At 72.4% G+C, this 18,558-nt stretch carries 19 protein-coding genes; 11 read left to right on the top strand and 8 right to left on the bottom strand.

The genetic code is table 11. The annotated features are described in order from the left end of the window. Window positions 1–261: 261 nt before the first annotated feature. Both ACZ4U1_RS30380 and ACZ4U1_RS30375 read left to right on the top strand, forming a co-directional pair. Entirely contained in the window at window positions 262–1,602 is a 1,341-nt protein-coding gene (locus ACZ4U1_RS30380; RefSeq protein ID WP_467907361.1) for a transcriptional regulator, read from the top strand. Window positions 1,603–1,668: 66 nt separating this feature from the next. Next, on the top strand, window positions 1,669–2,205 hold the full coding sequence (locus ACZ4U1_RS30375) for an NUDIX hydrolase (RefSeq protein WP_467907360.1): 537 nt from the start codon (window positions 1,669–1,671) through the stop codon (window positions 2,203–2,205). Between the two features lie 21 nt (window positions 2,206–2,226). Here the strand turns inward: ACZ4U1_RS30375 and ACZ4U1_RS30370 are convergent, their stop codons facing one another. After that, entirely contained in the window at window positions 2,227–2,484 is a 258-nt protein-coding gene (locus ACZ4U1_RS30370) for a hypothetical protein (RefSeq protein WP_467907359.1), read from the bottom strand. Between the two features lie 193 nt (window positions 2,485–2,677). Continuing rightward, entirely contained in the window at window positions 2,678–3,538 is an 861-nt protein-coding gene (locus tag ACZ4U1_RS30365; RefSeq protein WP_467907358.1) for a 3-hydroxybutyryl-CoA dehydrogenase, read from the bottom strand. Between the two features lie 162 nt (window positions 3,539–3,700). On the opposite strand from ACZ4U1_RS30365, the gene ACZ4U1_RS30360 reads away from it, so the two are divergent. Then, entirely contained in the window at window positions 3,701–5,080 is a 1,380-nt protein-coding gene (locus tag ACZ4U1_RS30360) for a glycoside hydrolase family 10-like protein (RefSeq protein ID WP_467907357.1), read from the top strand. On the opposite strand, the gene ACZ4U1_RS30355 is transcribed toward ACZ4U1_RS30360, so the two are convergent. After that, window positions 5,081–5,278, bottom strand: coding sequence for a DUF1918 domain-containing protein (locus ACZ4U1_RS30355; protein ID WP_467907356.1), 198 nt, complete (start codon window positions 5,276–5,278; stop codon window positions 5,081–5,083). A gap of 19 nt (window positions 5,279–5,297) precedes the next feature. Further along, complete coding sequence (locus ACZ4U1_RS30350; RefSeq protein WP_467907355.1) at window positions 5,298–6,209, bottom strand: DMT family transporter; 912 nt, start codon at window positions 6,207–6,209, stop codon at window positions 5,298–5,300. Between ACZ4U1_RS30350 and ACZ4U1_RS30345 the strand changes: the two genes are divergently transcribed. From ACZ4U1_RS30345 to ACZ4U1_RS30335, 3 genes are read left to right on the top strand one after another with little or no spacing between them, the layout of a single operon-like run. Then, window positions 6,208–7,674: an aminotransferase-like domain-containing protein gene (locus ACZ4U1_RS30345; protein WP_467907354.1), complete on the top strand. Its 1,467-nt coding sequence runs from the start codon at window positions 6,208–6,210 to the stop codon at window positions 7,672–7,674. The genes ACZ4U1_RS30350 and ACZ4U1_RS30345 overlap by 2 nt on opposite strands. A 10-nt stretch (window positions 7,675–7,684) precedes the next feature. After that, on the top strand, window positions 7,685–8,137 hold the full coding sequence (locus ACZ4U1_RS30340; RefSeq protein WP_467907353.1) for a GNAT family N-acetyltransferase: 453 nt from the start codon (window positions 7,685–7,687) through the stop codon (window positions 8,135–8,137). A 48-nt stretch (window positions 8,138–8,185) separates the two neighbouring features. Then, a complete protein-coding gene (locus ACZ4U1_RS30335) occupies window positions 8,186–8,779 on the top strand; it encodes a histidine phosphatase family protein (protein ID WP_467907352.1) in 594 nt (197 codons plus the stop codon). On the opposite strand, the gene ACZ4U1_RS30330 is transcribed toward ACZ4U1_RS30335, so the two are convergent. After that, the gene (locus tag ACZ4U1_RS30330) at window positions 8,761–9,207 is read right to left on the bottom strand and encodes a DUF6314 family protein (protein WP_467907351.1); all 447 of its coding nucleotides are present in this window, start codon (window positions 9,205–9,207) and stop codon (window positions 8,761–8,763) included. The genes ACZ4U1_RS30335 and ACZ4U1_RS30330 overlap by 19 nt on opposite strands. Beyond that, entirely contained in the window at window positions 9,204–9,458 is a 255-nt protein-coding gene (locus tag ACZ4U1_RS30325; protein WP_467907350.1) for a hypothetical protein, read from the bottom strand. The genes ACZ4U1_RS30330 and ACZ4U1_RS30325 overlap by 4 nt, the downstream gene beginning before the upstream one ends. A gap of 123 nt (window positions 9,459–9,581) precedes the next feature. Between ACZ4U1_RS30325 and ACZ4U1_RS30320 the strand changes: the two genes are divergently transcribed. Beyond that, the gene (locus ACZ4U1_RS30320; protein WP_467907349.1) at window positions 9,582–12,062 is read left to right on the top strand and encodes an alpha-L-arabinofuranosidase C-terminal domain-containing protein; all 2,481 of its coding nucleotides are present in this window, start codon (window positions 9,582–9,584) and stop codon (window positions 12,060–12,062) included. Here the strand turns inward: ACZ4U1_RS30320 and ACZ4U1_RS30315 are convergent. Then, a complete protein-coding gene (locus ACZ4U1_RS30315) occupies window positions 12,049–12,489 on the bottom strand; it encodes a carboxymuconolactone decarboxylase family protein (protein ID WP_467907348.1) in 441 nt (146 codons plus the stop codon). The genes ACZ4U1_RS30320 and ACZ4U1_RS30315 overlap by 14 nt on opposite strands. Window positions 12,490–12,532: 43 nt before the next feature. Then, window positions 12,533–13,765, bottom strand: a complete 1,233-nt coding sequence (locus ACZ4U1_RS30310) for a cysteine desulfurase (protein WP_467907347.1) — start codon at window positions 13,763–13,765, stop codon at window positions 12,533–12,535. Window positions 13,766–13,855: 90 nt separating this feature from the next. Here ACZ4U1_RS30310 and ACZ4U1_RS30305 point away from each other — a divergent pair, with 90 nt between their 5' ends. From ACZ4U1_RS30305 to ACZ4U1_RS30290, 4 genes are all read left to right on the top strand, one after another. Further along, entirely contained in the window at window positions 13,856–14,449 is a 594-nt protein-coding gene (locus ACZ4U1_RS30305) for an ABATE domain-containing protein (RefSeq protein ID WP_467907346.1), read from the top strand. A gap of 171 nt (window positions 14,450–14,620) precedes the next feature. After that, window positions 14,621–17,179: a YfhO family protein gene (locus tag ACZ4U1_RS30300; RefSeq protein ID WP_467907345.1), complete on the top strand. Its 2,559-nt coding sequence runs from the start codon at window positions 14,621–14,623 to the stop codon at window positions 17,177–17,179. A 22-nt stretch (window positions 17,180–17,201) separates the two neighbouring features. Further along, window positions 17,202–18,152 (top strand): glycosyltransferase family 2 protein, encoded by a 951-nt coding sequence (locus ACZ4U1_RS30295; RefSeq protein ID WP_467907344.1) that lies wholly within the window; start codon window positions 17,202–17,204, stop codon window positions 18,150–18,152. Beyond that, complete coding sequence (locus ACZ4U1_RS30290) at window positions 18,152–18,535, top strand: GtrA family protein (protein ID WP_467907343.1); 384 nt, start codon at window positions 18,152–18,154, stop codon at window positions 18,533–18,535. The genes ACZ4U1_RS30295 and ACZ4U1_RS30290 overlap by 1 nt, the downstream gene beginning before the upstream one ends. Window positions 18,536–18,558: the final 23 nt, after the last annotated feature.

The raw sequence follows: 18,558 nt of genomic DNA, 5'->3' as shown, positions 1-18,558 counted from the left end.
AAACGAGACGGCGTGGGGTGTTTTCGTCTGGAGGCGTCCGACCCAGACGGACCAAAACAAAACCCCCTAGCCCCCGGCCGAGCCGCCGTCGTTCGAGGGGGAGCCGGCGGCTCGGCCGGTCTCTTGCGAGACACCCCAGTCAACCGGACCGACACGCTCCGCAACAGCGCGCGTACGCCACGGATACGGGCACTCCGTTCACACCCCGTGTGAAGGCGGAGCCACTACGCTGACCGCACCAGGCCACTCGGGGGGCATCCCATGCAGCCCAACACTCTGCTCGACGCCATCCTGGACGAGGCGGGGATCTCGCACGCCGGCCTCGCCGCCCACGTCAACCAGGCGGGCCGCGCCCGCGGTCTCGCGCTGCGGTACGAACACACCGCCGTGGCGCGGTGGTTGAAGGGCCAGCGTCCCCGCGGTCAGGTCCCCGACCTGATCTGCGAGGTGCTCGCGGCCCGGCTCCAGCGGCCCGTCACACTGGACGACATCGGCCTCGGTGTGCCCGGCGAGCCCAGCACCCCGCACGCCGGTTCGCTGGGCGGGTTCGTGGAGCGGGCCACCGCCCTGTGGCGGTCGGACGAGCAGCAGCGGCCCCATGTGCTGGGCGCCCCGGCCGTCACCGGGACCCCGGCCGTGATGCCGGTGTGGGAGTGGGAGAACCCGCCGGAGGATGTCGACGTCTCCCGTGGCGGCCGGCACCCGGTCACCGTGGCCGACATCGAGATGCTGCGGGCCGCCCGGACGCACTACGAGCAGATGTACCGCAAGGCCGGCGGGATCGCGACCCGGACGCGGATCGTCGGGTTCCTCAACGCCGAGGCCGCGCCGCTGCTGCGCGGCAGCTACACCGACGCCACCGGCCGTCAACTGCACCGGGCGACCGGCGGGTTGGTGGCGATCGCCGGCATCTGCGCGTACGACTCCGACGCCCACGGACTCGCCCAGCGCTACTTCCACCAGGCGCTGCGACTGGCGAAGGCCAGCGGGGACCGGGGACTCGGCGCCTATGTGATCGCACTGCTGGTCAACCAGTCGCTGTTCATGCGGGAGTACCGGCAGGCCGTCGCCTTCGCGGAGGCCGCGCTGCGCGCCGCCGGCCGGCACATCACGCCGGCGCTCGCCTCCGACCTGTACGCGATGCAGGCCAAGGCCTACGCCCACCTCGGGGACAGCGGCAGCGCGCTGTCCTGCATCCGGCGCGCGGAGACGGCGGCCGAGCGGATCCGGCGGGGCCACGAGCCCGACGAGACCGGGTACGTGCAGCCCGGTCTGGTCAATGTGCAGGTGGCCGAGGCGCTGCTCAGCCTCGGGGAACTCGCCGCGGCCCGGGAGCACGCGGCGGCGGCCGTCGACAACCCCGCCCACGACCGGGGGCGGGTGCACCGGCTGGCCATGCTCAGCACCATCGAACTGCGCCAGGGCAACGCCGAGAAGGCAGTGGCCACCGCCGTGCGGATGGCGGAGCAGGCACGGGGAATGGAGTCCCAGCGGCTGCGCGACAGACTCCGCGCGGTACGCGAGCATCTGGTGCGCTGCGGCTCGGCCGGCACCGCCGAGGCCGCCGAACTCATCGACGGGGCACTGCGCGTACCGCTGTAGGCCCCGCTGTGGGCACACCGTCCCTGCTGCGATATTGCCACTTACTCGGCGGAAGGTGGCAGAACCGTGCAGTGGACGAAACAGAACGAACAAACGGTGTATGAAAACCGCTGGTTCAGCGTCAATCTCGCAGATGTCGAGCTGCCGGACGGCCGGCACCTGGACCACTTCCTGATCCGGCTGCGCCCCGTGGCGGTGGCCACGGTGGTGAACGAGGCGAACGAGGTGCTGCTGCTGTGGCGGCACCGCTTCATCACCGACAGCTGGGGGTGGGAGCTGGCCGCGGGCGTCGTCGAGGACGGCGAGGACACAGCGAGTGCGGCGGCCAGGGAACTGGAGGAGGAGACCGGCTGGCGGCCGGGGCCCCTGCACCACCTCATGAGCGTGGAGCCGTCCAACGGCCTCACCGACGCCCGGCACCACATCTACTGGTCGGACCGGGGCGAGTACGTCGGGCACCCCGTGGACGACTTCGAGTCCGACCGGCGGGAATGGGTCCCCCTCAAACTCGTCCCCGACCTGATCGCCCGTGGGGAGGTCCCGGCCGCCAACATGGCGGCCGCGTTACTCCTGCTGCACCACCTCAGGCTCGCCGACGGCTAGGCGCCGCCGAACCGGATGGCCTCAACGGCCCAGCGCCTGCCAGACCGTCACCACGAGCGCGCCGAGCGCGGTCAGCGCGGCGAGCGACGGCAGCGGCCAGCGTGCGTGTTCCAGCGAGGCCATCCGGGAGTTCAGCTCGTCCAGCTCCTTGGCGGTCTCCTCGGTGCGGTGACGGAGCAGTGCCAGCCCTCCCTCGACACGGGCGTAGGCCACGTCGAGGCGGCGGCGTAACTCTGCGAGTTCTCCATGGACCACGGGATGCTCGGGTTCGGCGGTCACGGGTCCACTCCTTTCGGTAGTCGAAATGGATGGTTCCGCATCCCTTGCATGCGCATGATGAGTCAACTCGCCTGGTGGGCGCGTGGGGAGCGTGTGTGGCGGGCATATGCGTGCCCGGCGCGCACACGGTGTGTGAAACAGACGGGCCCGGCACCCACCTGGGTGCCGGGCCCGCGGACGTCGCTCTTCGTAATCAGCCGTAGGTGTAGAAGCCCGAGCCGGTCTTCCGGCCCAGCCGGCCCGCCTCGACCATGCGCTGGAGCAGCGGGGGAGCGGCGTACAGCGGCTCCTTGTACTCCGCGTACATCGAGTTGGCGATGGAGACGATGGTGTCCAGGCCGATCAGGTCGGACAGCTTCAGCGGGCCCATCGGGTGGGCGCAGCCCATCTCCATGCCGTTGTCGATGTCCTCGCGGCTCGCGATGCCCGTCTCGAACATCCGGATCGCGGACAGCAGGTAGGGCACGAGCAGCGCGTTGACCACGAACCCGGAGCGGTCCTGGGCGCGGATGGCGTGCTTGCCGAGCACCTTCTCGGCGAAGACCTGGGCCCGGCTGAGGGTGCCCTCGGAGGTGGTGAGCGCCGGGATCAGCTCGACCAGCTTCTGCACCGGCGCCGGGTTGAAGAAGTGGATGCCGACGACGTGGTCCGGGCGGGAGGTGGCGACCGCCAGCTTCACCAGCGGGATGGAGGAGGTGTTGGAGGCCAGGATCGCGTCCGGGCGGGTCACCACCTGGTCGAGCACCTGGAAGATCTCGGTCTTCACCTGCTCGTTCTCGACCACGGCCTCGATCACCAGGTCCCGGTCGGCGAACTCGCCGAGGTCGGTGGTGAAGCTCAGCCGCGCCTGCGTGGCGTCCCGCTCCTCCTCGGTGATCTTGCCGCGCTCGGCGGCCTTGGCCAGGGAGTTGAGCAGCCGGGTACGGCCGATCTCCAGGGCCTCGCCGGTGGTCTCGGCGACCTTCACGTCCAGTCCGGCGCGGGCGCACACCTCGGCGATGCCCGCGCCCATCTGGCCGCAGCCCACGACTCCGACGCGCTCGATGTCGGTCACATCGTCCCCTTCGCTGAGTTCTCAGGCTCGCTGGCAGACCGGGTTCGGCGCCTGCTCCGATCGTGCACGTTACCGTCAAGTATCGATGATCGATCGGCGGGGTGGGGGCATCCTGAAGCGCGGAACGATCCGTGACGGAGCGGATCCGGAGCGTATGGGGGTGTGCCGATGGGGCGCATGTCTCGGCGGACCTTCACCCTGGCCGCCTTGTCCACGCTGGTGTCGGCACCGAGCGCGGCGGCCGCGAGTGCCGTGGACCCGGTTCCCGGCGGCTCCCCGGCCGCGAGCGCCATGGACCCGTCACCGGTCCCGGTCCCGTCCGCCGGTGTGCCGGACCCGTCACCCGTCCCGTCCGAAGGCGTCGCCGTCCCCGCCCAGACCACCGCGCCGCCCCCCGGCCGCCTGCCCCGCGCGAGCGCCGAGATGCGCGGCGTCTGGATCGCCACCGTCGTCAACCGGGACTGGCCCTCGCGGCCCGGGCTCTCGGCGAGCGCGCAGCGCAAGGAGCTGATCGACCATCTCGACCGGGCGGTGCGCGACCGGCTCAACACGGTGATCCTCCAGGTGCGGCCCACGGCCGACGCGCTGTGGCCGTCCCCGTACGAGCCCTGGTCGGAGTACCTCACCGGCACCCAGGGCCGCGACCCGGGCTGGGACCCGCTGGGCACGGCCGTGAAGGAGGCGCACGCGCGCGGTCTGGAACTGCACGCCTGGTGCAACCCGTACCGGATCGCGAACCACACCGACCCCGCCCGGCTGGCCGCCTCGCACCCCGCCCGCAGGCACCCCGACTGGGTGGTGCGCCACGGCGGCCGTCTCTACTACAACCCGGGCCTGCCGGCGGTCCGCGCCTTCGTGCGGGACGCGATGCTCGACGCGGTCGCCCGGTACCCGGTCGACGCCGTCCACTTCGACGACTACTTCTACCCCTACCCGGTCGCCGGGCAGACCTTCGACGACGACGAGGCCTACGACCGCTACGGCGGCGCCTTCTCCAGCCGGGCCGCCTGGCGCCGGGACAACACCGACCAACTGGTGCGGGAGATGGCCGCCGGCATCCAGCGGGTCCGGCCCGGCACCCGGTTCGGGATCAGCCCTTTCGGTGTGTGGCGCAACGCGTCCACCGACTCGCGCGGCTCCGACACCCGGGCGGGCGTCGAGACGTACGACGACCTGTACGCGGACACCCGGAAGTGGGTGCGCAACCACTGGATCGACTACATCGTGCCGCAGCTCTACTGGCACATCGGCCACGCGGCCGCCGACTACGCCCGGCTGGTGTCCTGGTGGGCACAGGTCGCCCAGGGCACGAAGACACACCTGTACGTCGGCGAGGCGCTGTACCGGGCGGGTGCAGCGGGGCAGCCGGCGGCCTGGCAGGACCCGGCCGAGCTGTCCCGGCACCTGACCCTGGCCGCCCGGTACCCGCAGGTGCGCGGGCACGTCTTCTTCGCCGCCAAGGACCTGGCGGCCGATCCGCTCGGGGCCATGGCACGGGTGGTCGCCGACCACTACCGGGAGCCGGCGACATCACCGCGATGACTACTGCTGTTGCTGTTCCCGGTGCTTGACCTGGCAGTCGGGGCCGGGAGACATGATCGCCTCGTGTCCGTCGTCGAAGCGGACGCGGTAGGGCGGGTTGCCGTTCTCGCCCATCACTTCGACCACTTCGGAGACCTGGTCGTGCTGGCCCACCACCCTGCCGTGCTGGACAAGCTTGTCGCCCTTGGATGCGCGCATCTGCCGGCCCTCCTCACGATCACGACCGCTGGGTGACGGCGATGCACACGAGCACGGCCACGGCGGTCAGGGGAGCCGCCGCCGTGAAGCGCTCGCCCAGCAGCAGCGCCGACCACACCAGTGTGAGCAGGGGCTGAGCCAACTGCAACTGGCTGGCCCGGGGGATGCCGATGGCCGCCATGCCCCGGTACCAGACGAGCAGCCCGAGGAACGTCGAACCGATCGCCACCCATACCAGGCCCGCCACTCCGTGGAAGGTCAGGTGCACCGGCTCGTACGCCAGCGCAAGCGCCCCGGCCGGCACGGCCAGCGGCAGGCACAGCACCAGCGCCCAGCCGATGACCTGCCAGCCCGGCATGACCCGGGCCAGCCGGCCGCCCTCGGTGTATCCGGCCGCGCACACCAGCAGGGCCCCGAAGAGAAAGCCGTCGGCCGCGGTGAGCGCGCCGCCGCTCTGGACGACGGTGAAGGTGAGCACGGCCGCCGCGCCGGCCACGGCCGCGAGCCAGAACCGGCGGGAGGGCCGGGCGCCGGTGCGCAGGACCGAGAACACGGCGGTGGTCAGCGGCAGCAGGCCCACCACGACGGCCGCGTGGGCGGTGGTGGACGTCTGCAGGGCGAGCGTGGTCAGCATCGGGAAGCCCAGCACCACGCCGACGGCGACCACGGCCAGCCCGGCCAGATGCCGGCGCGCCGGAGGCCGCACCCCCGCCGCGAGCAGACAGCCGCCGGCGACGAGCGCGGCGAGGACGTCGCGCAGCGCCACCAGCGACCAGGGGCCGAAGCTCTCCAGCCCCCAGGCGGTCGAGGGGAAGGTCAGCGAGAAGGCGACCACGCCGAGTGCGGCCTGGAGGGTTCCCAGTCCCCGGGCCTCCCGGGGAGCGCTGACTGCTATCGGCTTCGCGGTAGTAGCGCTACTCTGTGTTCTCATGCAACAGCGTAGCAGTGTGGGTGAACTGGCGGAACAGCTGCGAAGGGAGCTGGACCGCTACTCTCCTGGTGGAAAGCTGCCGTCGAGCCGGGCCTTGGTCGAGCGGTTCCGGGTGAGTCCGGTGACCGTCTCCCGGGCGCTCGCCCAGCTCGCCGCCGAGGGTCTGGTGGTCACCCGGCCGGGTGCCGGCGCCTTCCGGGCCCGCCCGCGGCCGAAGGAGTCCCCCGCCGGGGACACCTCCTGGCAGGAGGTCGCGCTGAGCGCCGACGGCACCACCGATCTCGTACCGCGCACGGTGGACGCCTCGGGTGTCACGGTCTCGCTGGCCCAGCCGCCGCCCGGGGTGCTGGAGTTCAACGGCGGCTATCTGCACCCCTCCCTCCAGCCCGAGCGGGCCATGGCCGCGGCCCTCGCCCGTGCGGGGCGGCGGCCCGGTGCCTGGGGGAGGCCCCCGCTGGAGGGGCTGCCGGAGCTGCGGGAGTGGTTCGCGCGCGGCATCGGGGGCGCCGTCACCGCGGCCGAGGTGCTGATCGCGGCCGGCGGCCAGGCCGCACTGGCCACCGCCCTGCGCGCGCTCGCCCCGCCCGGCGCACCGGTGCTCGTGGAGTCGCCCACCTACCCGGGCATGCTGGCCCTCGCCCGCGCGGCCGGACTGCGGCCCGTGCCGGTGCCCGTGGACCCCGACGGGGTGCGCCCGGACCTGCTCGCGGACGCCTTCCACGCCACGGGCGCCCGGGTGTTCGTCTGCCAGCCGCTGTTCCAGAACCCGACCGGTGCCGTGCTGGCTCCGGCCCGGCGCCCCGAGGTGCTGCGCATCGCCCGGGAGGCCGGCGCGTTCGTCGTCGAGGACGACTTCGTCCGCCGGCTCGTGCACGCCGACGCGGGCCCGCTGCCCCGCCCGCTGGCCGCCGACGACCCGGACGGTGTCGTCGTCCACGTCGGCTCGCTGACCAAGGCCACCTCGCCCAGCTTCCGGGTGTGCGCCCTGGCCGCGCGCGGCCCGGTGCTGGAACGGCTGCGCGCCATCCAGGTCGTGGACAGCTTCTTCGTCCCCCGGCCGCTGCAGGAGGCCGCCCTGGAACTCGTCGGCTCCCCGGCCTGGCCCCGCCATCTGCGGGCGCTGTCGGCCGAGCTGAAGTCCCGCCGGGACGCCATGACCAGCGCGCTCGCCCGGCACCTGCCCGAGGCCGCCCTGCCGCACATCCCGTCCGGCGGCTACCACCTGTGGCTGCGCCTGCCGGAGGGCACGGACGAGTCGGCCCTGACCGCGGCGGCCCTCCGCGCGGGCGTCGCCCTCGCCCCGGGCCGCCCCTACTTCAGCGCCGAACCCCCCGCCGCCCATCTCAGGCTGAGCTTCGCGGCGGCCGCCGGCACCGGGGAGATCACGGAGGGCGTGCGGCGGCTGCGGGCGGCGTACGACGAGGCGGTGCGAAATCCGTTCGTCACCGAGCGGCCGGGCCTGTGAGGATCACCGCATGAGCGATACACCTGACCTCCCCGAGGGGTACGAGTTCTCCGCCGACTCCGCCCGGGTCGACGTGGACCGCGTGCACGGCTGGCTGTCGTCCGACGCGTACTGGGCGACCGGCCGCCCACGGGAGAAGCACGAGCGGGCGATGGCGTCCTCGCTGAACTTCGGGGTGTACGAGACGCTCTCGGGCGAGCAGGTGGCGTACGCGCGCGTGGTCACCGACCAGGCGCTGTTCGCCTGGCTCGCGGACGTGTACGTCGACCCGTCGGTGCGCGGCAAGGGGCTCGGCACGGCGTTCGTCGCCCGGATCCGCGACCACCTGGAGCCGCTCGGCCTGCGCCGGCTGCTGCTGGCGACGCAGGACGCGCACGGGGTCTACGAGAAGCTGGGCTTCCGGCCGCTGGACCGTCCCGAGCTGTACATGGCGCACACCTTCGGGCAGACGGTCGACGCCTGACCGCACCCATCTCTTGACCTGCTGCTCGGTGGGGCTCACCATCACCGCATGCCACTGAGGGTGACGTTCGTCGCCGCCGCGCGCAGTGCTCCGCTGCTCGCGGAGCGCTTCGAGGACGACCGGCCGCTGGACCAGGGCGGCTGGGACGAGGTACAGCGCGTCGCCGGGGACCTGCTGCCGCTGGCGGCGGCCGAGCTGCGCTACTGCTCGCCGACCCCGCGCAGCCGGGCCACCGGGGACGCGCTGGGGTACGCCCCGCTGGTCCAGCTCGCGCTGCGCGACTGCGACATGGGCCGCTGGCGCGGGCTGACGCTGGGGGAGGCGATGGCCCGGGAGCCGGAGGCGGTGGACGCCTGGCTCGCCGATCCGCGGTCCACCCCGCACGGCGGCGAGTCGCTGCTCGCGTTCATCTCGCGGGTCGGTGGCTGGCTGGACACCCGGCCGGTGGAGGACGGCGGCCGGATCGTCGCCGTGGCCGAGCCGTCGGTGATCCGGGCGGCCCTGGTCTACGCCCTGAAGGCGCCGCCCTCGACGTACTGGAACATCGACGTCCGCCCGCTGTCGACGACCACGGTCACGGGCCGCGGCGGCCGCTGGAACCTGCGCTTCGACGGGTCCCCGGTTCAGCGCTCGCGCGCGTAGTCGGTGCTGAGCACGAGGTCCTTCGCCGGGCCGCCGACCCGCCACACCGTGCGCCAGTGGTCGGCGTCCCGGACGGTGAACTCGCCCCGGTAGAGGTCGGCCGCACAGGGATGGTCGGCGACGTACCGCCCGGTGGTCAGGTCCAGCGCGTGGAAGGGCCGCCCGTCCGCGAACCGCACGTCCGCCCGGCCGGGTACCGGTCCCGGCAGGAACCTCAGTGTCCGCGTCGCCGGCCGCGCCACCCCCTGCCAGATGAAGGTACCGGACTCCTCGTGCAGCAGCCCGCCGCCGTCCAGCGCGCTGAAGACGGTGGTCCCGGTGAAGTGCCCCTCGGCCCCGCTCGCCAGATCCCGCACGTCCCGCTCGACACGCCAGCGCCCGGCCAGGTGGGCCAGGACGTCGGGCACCGGCCAGAACCCGCCCGTCACCGCGCCCTCCGGGACCGCCGGCGCGGACCGTCGGGCGAGTCGGCGGGTGTCTTCCGCTCCGCCTGGGCCCGGATCTCGTGGTGCGCGGCGTGACTCGTGGCGCGGAACGCCTCCTCGTACGCGGCCAGTGCCGCCCCCACACCCCCGCCCGCCGCGCCCCGGCGCCGGATCACGCGCGCGAGCCAGGTGAGAAGGCCAAGCACGGCGGCGAAGAAGCCGAACACGCTCACGTACGGCACCCACCCATCCATACCCCGGAGCTTACGCGCCGCGCTCTGCCCGCCCCATTGACGTGCTCATACCCCTTCCCTATCGTGCGTTCGAAGTGCTGACCAACGTCTGATATTTCGAACATCACGAGCCGCGGAGTATCCATGTCACGCACCGCCCGCTGGAGACTCGGCCTGGGAACGAGCGCCGTCCTGCTCGCCACGGCCGCCCTCCCCGCCCCCGCCCACGCCGAGGACGTCACCGACTACACGATCACCGTCGACCCCTCCGCCACCGGACCGAAGATCGACAAGACGATGTACGGCGTCTTCTTCGAGGACATCAACCGTGCCGCCGACGGCGGCCTGTACGCCGAACTCGTCCAGAACCGGTCCTTCGAGTACTCCACCGACGACAACAAGGCGTACACCCCGCTGACCGCGTGGACGGTCTCCGGCACCGCGCAGGTCGCGAACGACTCCGGCCGTCTGAACGACCGCAACCGCACCTACCTCTCCCTGGCCGCCGGTTCGTCCGTCACCAACGCCGGCTACAACACCGGCATCGCCGTGCAGGACGGCAAGACGTACGACTTCTCGGTGTGGGCCCGCGCCGAGGCCGGCAGCACGCTCACCGTGACCCTTGAGGACTCCGGCGGCGCCCTCGCGACCGCCCGGCGGATCGCCGTGAAGAAGGGCGGCTGGGCCCAGTACAAGGCCGCTTTCACCGCCACCCGCACCAGCACCGCCGGCCGGCTCACCGTGGCAGCCGATGCCGCGACGAGCCTGGACATGGTGTCCCTCTTCCCGCGCGACACCTACCAGCACGAGCCCAACGGCCTGCGCAAGGACCTCGCCGAGAAGGTCGCCGCCCTGCACCCCGGCTTCGTCCGCTTCCCCGGCGGCTGCCTGGTCAACACCGGCTCCATGGAGGACTACAGCGAGGCCTCCGGCTGGCAACGCAAGCGCTCCTACCAGTGGAAGGACACCATAGGCCCGGTCGAGCAGCGCGCCACCAACTCCAACTTCTGGGGCTACAACCAGAGCTACGGCCTCGGCTACTACGAGTACTTCCGGTTCGCCGAGGACATCGGTGCCATGCCGCTGCCCGTCGTCCCGGCCCTGGTCACCGGCTGCGGCCAGAACAAGGCCGTCGTCGACGACGCCCTGCTGAAGCGGCACATCCAGGACACCCTCGACCTCATCGAGTTCGCCAACGGGCCCGCCTCCTCGACGTGGGGCAAGGTGCGCGCCCGGATGGGCCACCCCAAGCCCTTCCACCTCACCCACATCGAGGTCGGCAACGAGGAGAACCTGCCGAACGAGTTCTTCGCCCGCTTCCAGCAGTTCCGCGCGGCCGTCCAGGCGAAGTACCCGGACATGCAGGTCATCTCCAACTCCGGGCCCGACGACTCCGGTTCGACCTTCGACACGGCCTGGAAGCTCAACCGGGACGCCAAGGTCGACATGGTCGACGAGCACTACTACAACAGCCCGCAGTGGTTCCTGCAGAACAACGACCGCTACGACTCCTACGACCGCTCCGGCCCGAAGGTCTTCCTCGGCGAGTACGCCTCCCAGGGCAACGCCTTCAAGAACGGCCTCGCCGAGGCGGCGTACATGACCGGCCTGGAGCGCAACGCGGACGTCGTCAAGCTCGCCTCCTACGCCCCGCTCTTCGCCAACGAGGACTACGTCCAGTGGAGCCCGGACATGGTGTGGTTCAACAACCACGCCTCCTGGGGCTCGGCGAACTACGAGGTCCAGAAGCTGTTCATGACCAACGTGGGCGACCGGGTCGTGCCGAGCACGGCCACCGGCACCCCGAGCCTGAGCGGGCCCATCACGGGCGCGGTCGGCCTGTCCACCTGGAACACCAGCGCCGCCTACGACGACGTGCGGGTCACCGGCGCCGACGGCGGCACGCTGCTCGGCGACGACTTCTCCGGTGACGCCTCGCGGTGGACCCACACCGGCACCGGCAGCTGGAGCATCCAGGACGGCCAGTACGTCCAGACGAACGACGCCGCCGAGAACACCATGGTCCAGGCCGGCGACCCGTCCTGGCACGACTACGACCTGCATGTGAAGGCCACCAAGAAGTCCGGCAGGGAGGGCTTCCTCGTCGCCTTCGGCGTCAAGGACACCGGCACCTACTACTGGTGGAACCTCGGCGGCTGGAACAACACCCAGTCGGCGGTCGAGCAGGCCGTGGACGGCGGCAAGTCCACGCTGATGTCCAAGGCCGGGTCGGTCGAGACCGGCCGCGCCTACGACATCGACATCAAGGTGCGCGGCCGCCACGTGACCCTGTACCTCGACGGCGAGGAGTGGGGGAGCTTCACCGACGACAAGCCGGCCGAGCCGTTCCGCCAGGTCGTCACCCGGGACGCGAAGACCGGCGAGCTGATCGTCAAGGTCGTCAACGCCCAGTCGTCCGCCGCCCGGACGGCCGTCGACCTCGGCGGGGCGAAGGTGGCGTCCCGGGCCAAGGTCACCACGCTCGCCGCCGCGCCCGACGCGGTGAACACCGAGACGTCCACCGCGGTCGCCCCGCGGACGTCCACGTTCACCGGGGTCGCGAGGAAGTTCACCTACACCTTCCCGGCGAACTCCGTCACCTTCCTGCGGATCAAGCAGAGGTAGCCGCGGGCGCGGGCCGCTGCCCCACCGGCAGCAGCCCGCGCTCGGCGAACACCTTCTTCGCGGCGAAGGTCGCATTCAGCGCCTTCGGCATCCCGCAGTACACGGCGGAGTGCAGCAGCGCCTCGGTGATCTCCTCGGGCGTGAGCCCCACGTTCAGGGACGCGTTCACGTGCACGTCCAGCTGGGCCTCGCAGCCGCCGAGCGCGGTGAGCATGCCCAGGGTGACCAGCTGGCGGTCGCGCGGGGCGAGCCCGGGCCGGTCGTAGATCTCCCCGAAGGCCCAGGCGACGACCTGGTGCCCCAGCTCGGGGCTGATGTCGGCGAGCGAGTCCACGACCCGCTGCCCGGCCTCGCCGTCGACCTTCCGCAGGACCTCCAGGCCGTGGGCGAAACGCTGGTCCCGAGTGCTGCTCTGCTCGTTGCTCATGCCGGAACCGTAGGAGTTGGAGCGCACTCCAACGCAAGTGCGCTCAGTCGCCGAAGTACCGCTGCGCCGCCCGCACCCCCTCCACCAGCGCGTCGACCTCCTCCAGGGTGTTGTAGACGTAGAAGCTCGCCCGCGTGGTCGCCGGGATGCCGTACCGCTTCACGATCGGGCGGGCGCAGTGGTGGCCGACGCGGACGGCGACGCCCCGCTCGTCCAGCACCTGGCCGACGTCGTGCGGGTGGATGCCGTCGACCGTGAAGGAGACCGCCGACCCGCGGTCGGTGACGTCGGCGGGGCCGACCACCCGGACCCCGGGCACCTCGGCCAGCAGCTGAAGGGCGCGGGCGGTGAGCGTCTCCTCGTACGCCGCCACCTCCGCCATGCCGAGCCGCTCCAGGTACTCCACCGCCGCCGCGAGCCCCACCGCCTGCGCGGTCATCGGCACGCCCGCCTCGAAGCGCTGCGGCGGCGGCAGGAAGGTGGTGCGGTCCATCTCCACGATCTCGATCATCGAGCCGCCGGTGAGGAACGGCGGCAGGCCGGCGAGCAGCCCGGCGCGGCCCCACAGCACACCGATGCCGTTCGGGCCGAGCATCTTGTGTCCGGAGAAGGCGAGGAAGTCCGCGCCCAGCTCGCGTACGTCGACCGGCCGGTGCGGGACGGACTGGGCTCCGTCCACGACCACGACGGCGCCGTGGGCGTGCGCGCGGTCGGCGAGCGCGCGCACCGGGTTGAGCGTGCCGAGGACGTTGGACTGGTGGGTGAGGGCGAGCACCTTCGTACGTTCGTCCAGCAGCTCCTCTGCGCGGGACAGGTCGAGGCGGCCCTCGCCGGTGAGGGCGAACCAGTCCAGCGTCGCGCCCGTCCGCCCGGCGAGCTGCTGCCAGGGCACCAGGTTCGCGTGGTGCTCCATCTCGGTGACCACGATCCGGTCGCCGGGGCCGAGCCGGCCGGCGTTGCCGAGGGCGTAGGCGACCAGGTTGATGCCCTCGGTGGTGTTCTTGGTGAAGACCACCTCGTCGTCGGCCGCGCCGATGAACCGGGCCACCGTGTGCCGCGCCTGCTCGTACGCCTCCGTCGCCTCGCCCGCCAGCTGGTGCGCCCCGCGGTGCACGGCCGCGTTGCGCGTGAGGTAGAACTCCCGCTCGGCGTCCAGGACCTGGAGCGGCTTCTGGGTGGTCGCCCCGGAGTCCAGGTAGACGAGCGGGGCGCCGCTCGCCACGGTCCGCTCCAGGATCGGGAAGTCCTTGCGCAGCGCGTCCACGTCGAAGCCCACGACGGCTCACCTCTCACGGTTTCGTACTCGGTTCTCCGTGAGGCACGCTAAGCCTTCCTCACGGAGAACCGCAAGGATTACCATGAGAGCGTGGATCATGAGTCACCCGTCTACCTGCACCAGCTCCCGGTCCCCGGCGAAGACCGGTACGCCTCGCTGGCACTGGTCAACACGCGGTTCACGGTCAGCCACGGCCAGGTCGACCTGCTGGACGACACCGAGGCCGCACACCTGTGGCTGGTCCGGCACGCCCTGCTGCCCGACCGGGTGACCCTGAACGGCAGGCAGTCCGGCCGGCTCCGCGCCCTGCGTGAGGCGCTGCGGGCCCTCTTCGCGGCCCGGGCCGGCGGCACCCGGCCGCCCGCCGGTGCCCTCGACACCCTCAATGCCGCGCTCGCCGCCGCCCCCGCCACCCCCCGGCTGGCCTGGAGCGCCGACGGCCCCCGGCGCGACGACCTCCCCGACTCCGGCAACCCGGCCGCCGCCGCGCTCTCCCAGCTCGCCGAGGACGCCACCGACCTGCTCACCGGCGTCGACGCGGACCAGCTCACCGAGTGCGCCGCCCAGGGCTGCGCCCGCTGGTTCCTGCGCTCCCACGGCGCCCGCCGCTGGTGCACCACCAAGTGCGGCAACCGGGTCCGGGCGGCCCGGGCCTACGCGGCCCGCAAGGCCGGTTCACCTTAACAACACCTCGCGGAAATCCACCGTTTTCCGAAGCGCCCCGGAATTCACGCGGTGTTTCCCGTATTCGGAGGAAGTCGCCTCACTTTTTGGTGAGCGCACAACCATGTGGAAACAGCCCCCGTCTAAGTCGGCGAAATCACCGGAATGAATTCGCTGGGGGCCTTCCGCGCAATGGACCGCTCGACCTCACCGGATGTGCCGCGCCGGGCCGCCGCCCTGCTCGCCGCGGCCGTCACGGTCACCGCCTTCTGCGCCGGTGACATCCTCGCGCGCAGCTATCCCTTCGGCCCCCGCACCCGCAGCGTCAACGACCTCGGCAACCAGTACGTGCCCTTCCACGCCCACCTGTGGGACCTGCTGCACGGCAGGGCCCAGGGCGGCCTCCTCGTCAACTGGCAGTCCGGCTACGGCGCGAGCTTCCTGCCCGACCTCGGCACCTACCTCGGCAGCCCCTTCGCCCCGCTCGTCGCCCTCTTCCCACGCGACGAGATCGACCTCGCCGTCTACACCGTCACCCTGCTGAAGACCGCCTCCGCCGCCGCGGCCATGGCCTGGTTGCTGCTCACCCTGCGCCCCGGCCGCTGGTGGGCGGCGGGCCTGCTCGGCGCCTCGTACGCGCTGTGCGGCTGGAGCCTGGCCGACGCCTCCTACAACCCGATGTGGCTCGACGGCCTCATCGCGCTGCCCCTGCTGTGCCTGGTCGGCGAACGGGCGCTCAGCGGGCGCCGGCTCTGGCCCGGCGTCCTGATCGTCGCGCTCGCCTGGACCGCCAACTTCTACACCGCCTACATGGCCACCCTCGGCGCCGCCCTGGTCCTGCTGCTGCGCCTGCTGCTCACCCGCCCGCCCCGCCGGCGGGTCCTCGCCACGGCCGGCCGCGCCGGCCTCACCGCCGCCCTCGGCGTGGGCCTCGCCGCCCCGCTCGTGACGGTCGTCTACCTCGGCACGAAGCACGCCTACCCGGGCCGCGTACGCCAGTTCGCTCCCGTGCCCGCCGAGGACGTCGCCGCCCGGCTGCTGCCCGCCGCCTACGGCTTCGGCTCCCCGGCCCTCTACGTCGGCCTCACCGCCCTGCTCCTCGCGCTCGCGCTGCCCTTCCACCGGGCGGTCCCGGTCCCGGTCCGCGCCGGCTGGACGGCACTGGTGCTCGCGGTGGCCCTGTCCCTCCAGTGGGGCCCCACCCACCTGGTCTGGCACGCCTTCGCCACCCCGCAGGGCAGCCCCTACCGGCAGGCGTTCGTGCTGTGCGGCCTGCTGGTGACCGCCGCCTGGCACGCCGTGGCGTACGGCCCTCCCGACCGGCGCGCCCTCGGCCCCGCGACCGCGCTGCTGGTCCTGGCCGTCGCCGTCGCGAGCCGCAGCACGCTGGTCCGGCCGTACACCTGGCTCGTGCTGCCGCTCGCCCTCGCGGGCGCCCTCGGCGGGCTGGTCCTTCTGGGCCGCGCCGGGCAGCGCCCCCGGCTGGCCGGGCTGGCCGTCGTCCTCCTGCTCGGCGCGCAGGTCGGCGAGACCGCCGCCACCTCGGCCGTGGCCACCCGGCTGCGCCTGGGGCACCTGGACGACTACGCGCCCTGGGGTGAGCGGCAGCAGACGCAGGCGGCGGCGATCGCGGGGGCCGACGGCTGGCCCCGCTACCGCACCGACCCCGGCCGCGAGCAGACCGTCGGCAACGATCCGCTGCTGGTGGGCGGCGAGGGCGCCCAGTACTACAGCAGCCTGACCTCGGACGTCCTCAGCCGCACCCTCACCGCGCTGGGCGACGGCTGGACCTCGCGCGGCCGCAACGTGCAGAGCCTGGACAACGCCGTCACGGACGTCGTCTTCTCCGTCGGCGCCCGGGTGCACTCACCGCCCGACCCGCACCAGAAGCACCAGCTCCCGGGCGGCGGACCGGTGCGCGTCACCCGGCGGGACGTGCCGCCCCTGGTCACCGTGCGGTCCGGCCCCGACCAGCGGCCCTTCGGACCGTCGCCGTACCGCAACCAGGAGCTGCTGCTCGGCAGCCGCGTCTACACCGTCCCCCGCGTCACCGTCCGCGACGACGGCGGGCGGCCGCTGCCGGGCGGCCGCGTCGGCACCGGGAACGCCCTGGCCCGGCCCACGGTCACCGCCCGGTGCCCGGCCGGCACCCAGGTGTACCTGTGGGCCCCGCACTTCTCCGGCAGCGCACGGCTCGACGGCGGAACGCCGGCCCGGTTCCGTTTCGAGTTCCCGCGCAACCGCGCCGCCATGGAGCCGCTCGGCACCGCCCCCGCCTCCGGGCGGCTGCGCATCGCGCTGCGGCCGGACAAGCCCGGCCGCGTCCCGTCCGGCGCCGTCGGCTGCCTGGACACGGCCCGGCTGGACACGGCCGCCGCCCGGCTGAAGGCGACCGGCGCCACCGAGGTGACCGTCTCCGACGGCACCGTACGGGCCGCCCTGCCCGCCGGCAGCGGGGGCATCGCGGTCGTCGCGGCACCCCGCATCGCCGGCTGGCGGTGCGCCACCGGCGACGGACCCGAGCGGCCCGCCGGTGACTTCCACGGCCTGATCGCCGTACCGCTCGACGGCACCGCCACCCGCCTGACCTGCACCTTCCACCCACCCGGCCTGCGACTGGGCCTGACCGTGGGCGCGGCCTCGCTGTTCGCCCTCGTCCTGCTCACCGCCGTCGCCGCCGTCCGCCGCCGGCGCGTCCCGGCGCCGCCCACGACCACTTCACCGCGCGAGCGCGTGACCACCGCTTCCTGACCGCGCCCAGGGGGGACCCCGCATGCTGATATCGATCGTCGCGCCCTGCTACAACGAGGAGGACGTCCTCGCCCGCTTCCACGAGGAGGTGCAGAAGGTCGCCGAGGAACTGCTGCCCCTCGGCCACGACATGGAGTTCGTCTACGTGGACGACGGCAGCCGGGACCGCACGCTCGCCGTCCTGAAGGACCTCGCGGACCTCGACTCCCGGGTGCGCTACGTCTCTTTCAGCCGCAACTTCGGCAAGGAGGCGGCCCTGCTCGCCGGCCTCCGGCACGCCTCGGGCGACTCCGTGATCGTCATGGACGCTGACCTCCAGCATCCGCCCGCGCTGATCAAGCGCATGGTCGAGCTGCGCGAACAGGGTCACGACCAGGTCATCGCCAAGCGCACCCGGACCGGCGACCGGTTCACCCGGACCCTCACCGCGCGCCTGTACTACCGGCTCGTCAACCGCCTGGTCGACGTCGAACTGGCCGACGGCGTCGGCGACTTCCGGCTGCTGTCCCGGCGGGTGGTGGACGCGGTGCTGGCCCTCACCGAGTACAACCGCTTCTCCAAGGGCCTGTTCGCCTGGGTGGGCTTCCCGAGCACCACCTTCGAGTACCAGAACGCCGCGCGGGAGGCCGGGCGCAGCTCGTGGAACCTGCGCGGGCTGCTCAACTACGGCCTCGACGGCCTGCTCTCCTTCAACAACCGCCCGCTGCGCGCCGCGCTCTGGCTCGGCGTGGGCCTGCTGCTGTGTGCGGGCCTGTACACCGGCTGGATCGTGGGCGCCGCGCTCGTCAACGGCGTCCAGACCCCCGGCTATGTGACCATCATCACCGCCGTGACCGCCCTCGCGGGCGTGCAGATGGTCATGCTGGGAGTCATCGGGGAGTACACCGGCCGCATCTACTACGAGGTGAAGGGGCGTCCGCACTTCCTGGTGAAGGCGACCAATGTGGAACGGACGAAAGATCTCATCCCCTGATGTCGAGACAGCTGCCGAGGCAGATTCTGACCTTCGCGGTGGTGGGCGCCGTCAACACGGCCACCTACTACTGTCTTTACCTGTTGTTCCTGACCTGGCTGCCCTATCTCGCGGCGCACATCCTGGCTTTTCTGCTCAGCATGATCGGGTCTTTTTTCCTGAACGCGCGCTTCACCTACCGGACGCGGCCCACCTGGCGGAAATTCCTGCTGTTCCCGCTGACCAACGTCACCAATTTCCTGATCACGACGGCGGGTGTCTACGTGATCGTGGACGTGCTGCACGCCGGAAGCCGCTTCGCCCCGCTGCTCGCCTCGGCGGCGGCCGTCCCGGTCACCTTCGTCGTCTCGCGCTGGGTGATGCTCCCGAAGGCGATTGCATAAACGTGCAGCGATACGTATAGTCA

It is taken from the genome of Streptomyces sp. NPDC028928, assembly GCF_055564915.1.
This window is presented reverse-complemented; position numbering and strand designations above follow the sequence as displayed.

Excerpts from the sequence above, each read along its gene's own strand:
- ACZ4U1_RS30380 (WP_467907361.1), top strand. The coding sequence starts at position 262 with ATGCAGCCCAACACTCTGCTCGACGCCATCCTGGACGAGGCGGGGATC.
- ACZ4U1_RS30355 (WP_467907356.1), bottom strand. The coding sequence starts at position 5,278 with ATGCGCGCATCCAAGGGCGACAAGCTTGTCCAGCACGGCAGGGTGGTG.
- ACZ4U1_RS30345 (WP_467907354.1), top strand. The coding sequence starts at position 6,208 with ATGCAACAGCGTAGCAGTGTGGGTGAACTGGCGGAACAGCTGCGAAGG.
- ACZ4U1_RS30350 (WP_467907355.1), bottom strand. The coding sequence starts at position 6,209 with ATGAGAACACAGAGTAGCGCTACTACCGCGAAGCCGATAGCAGTCAGC.
- ACZ4U1_RS30340 (WP_467907353.1), top strand. The coding sequence starts at position 7,685 with ATGAGCGATACACCTGACCTCCCCGAGGGGTACGAGTTCTCCGCCGAC.
- ACZ4U1_RS30335 (WP_467907352.1), top strand. The coding sequence starts at position 8,186 with ATGCCACTGAGGGTGACGTTCGTCGCCGCCGCGCGCAGTGCTCCGCTG.
- ACZ4U1_RS30325 (WP_467907350.1), bottom strand. The coding sequence starts at position 9,458 with ATGGATGGGTGGGTGCCGTACGTGAGCGTGTTCGGCTTCTTCGCCGCC.
- ACZ4U1_RS30320 (WP_467907349.1), top strand. The coding sequence starts at position 9,582 with ATGTCACGCACCGCCCGCTGGAGACTCGGCCTGGGAACGAGCGCCGTC.
- ACZ4U1_RS30315 (WP_467907348.1), bottom strand. The coding sequence starts at position 12,489 with ATGAGCAACGAGCAGAGCAGCACTCGGGACCAGCGTTTCGCCCACGGC.
- ACZ4U1_RS30300 (WP_467907345.1), top strand. The coding sequence starts at position 14,621 with ATGGACCGCTCGACCTCACCGGATGTGCCGCGCCGGGCCGCCGCCCTG.
- ACZ4U1_RS30295 (WP_467907344.1), top strand. The coding sequence starts at position 17,202 with ATGCTGATATCGATCGTCGCGCCCTGCTACAACGAGGAGGACGTCCTC.
- ACZ4U1_RS30290 (WP_467907343.1), top strand. The coding sequence starts at position 18,152 with ATGTCGAGACAGCTGCCGAGGCAGATTCTGACCTTCGCGGTGGTGGGC.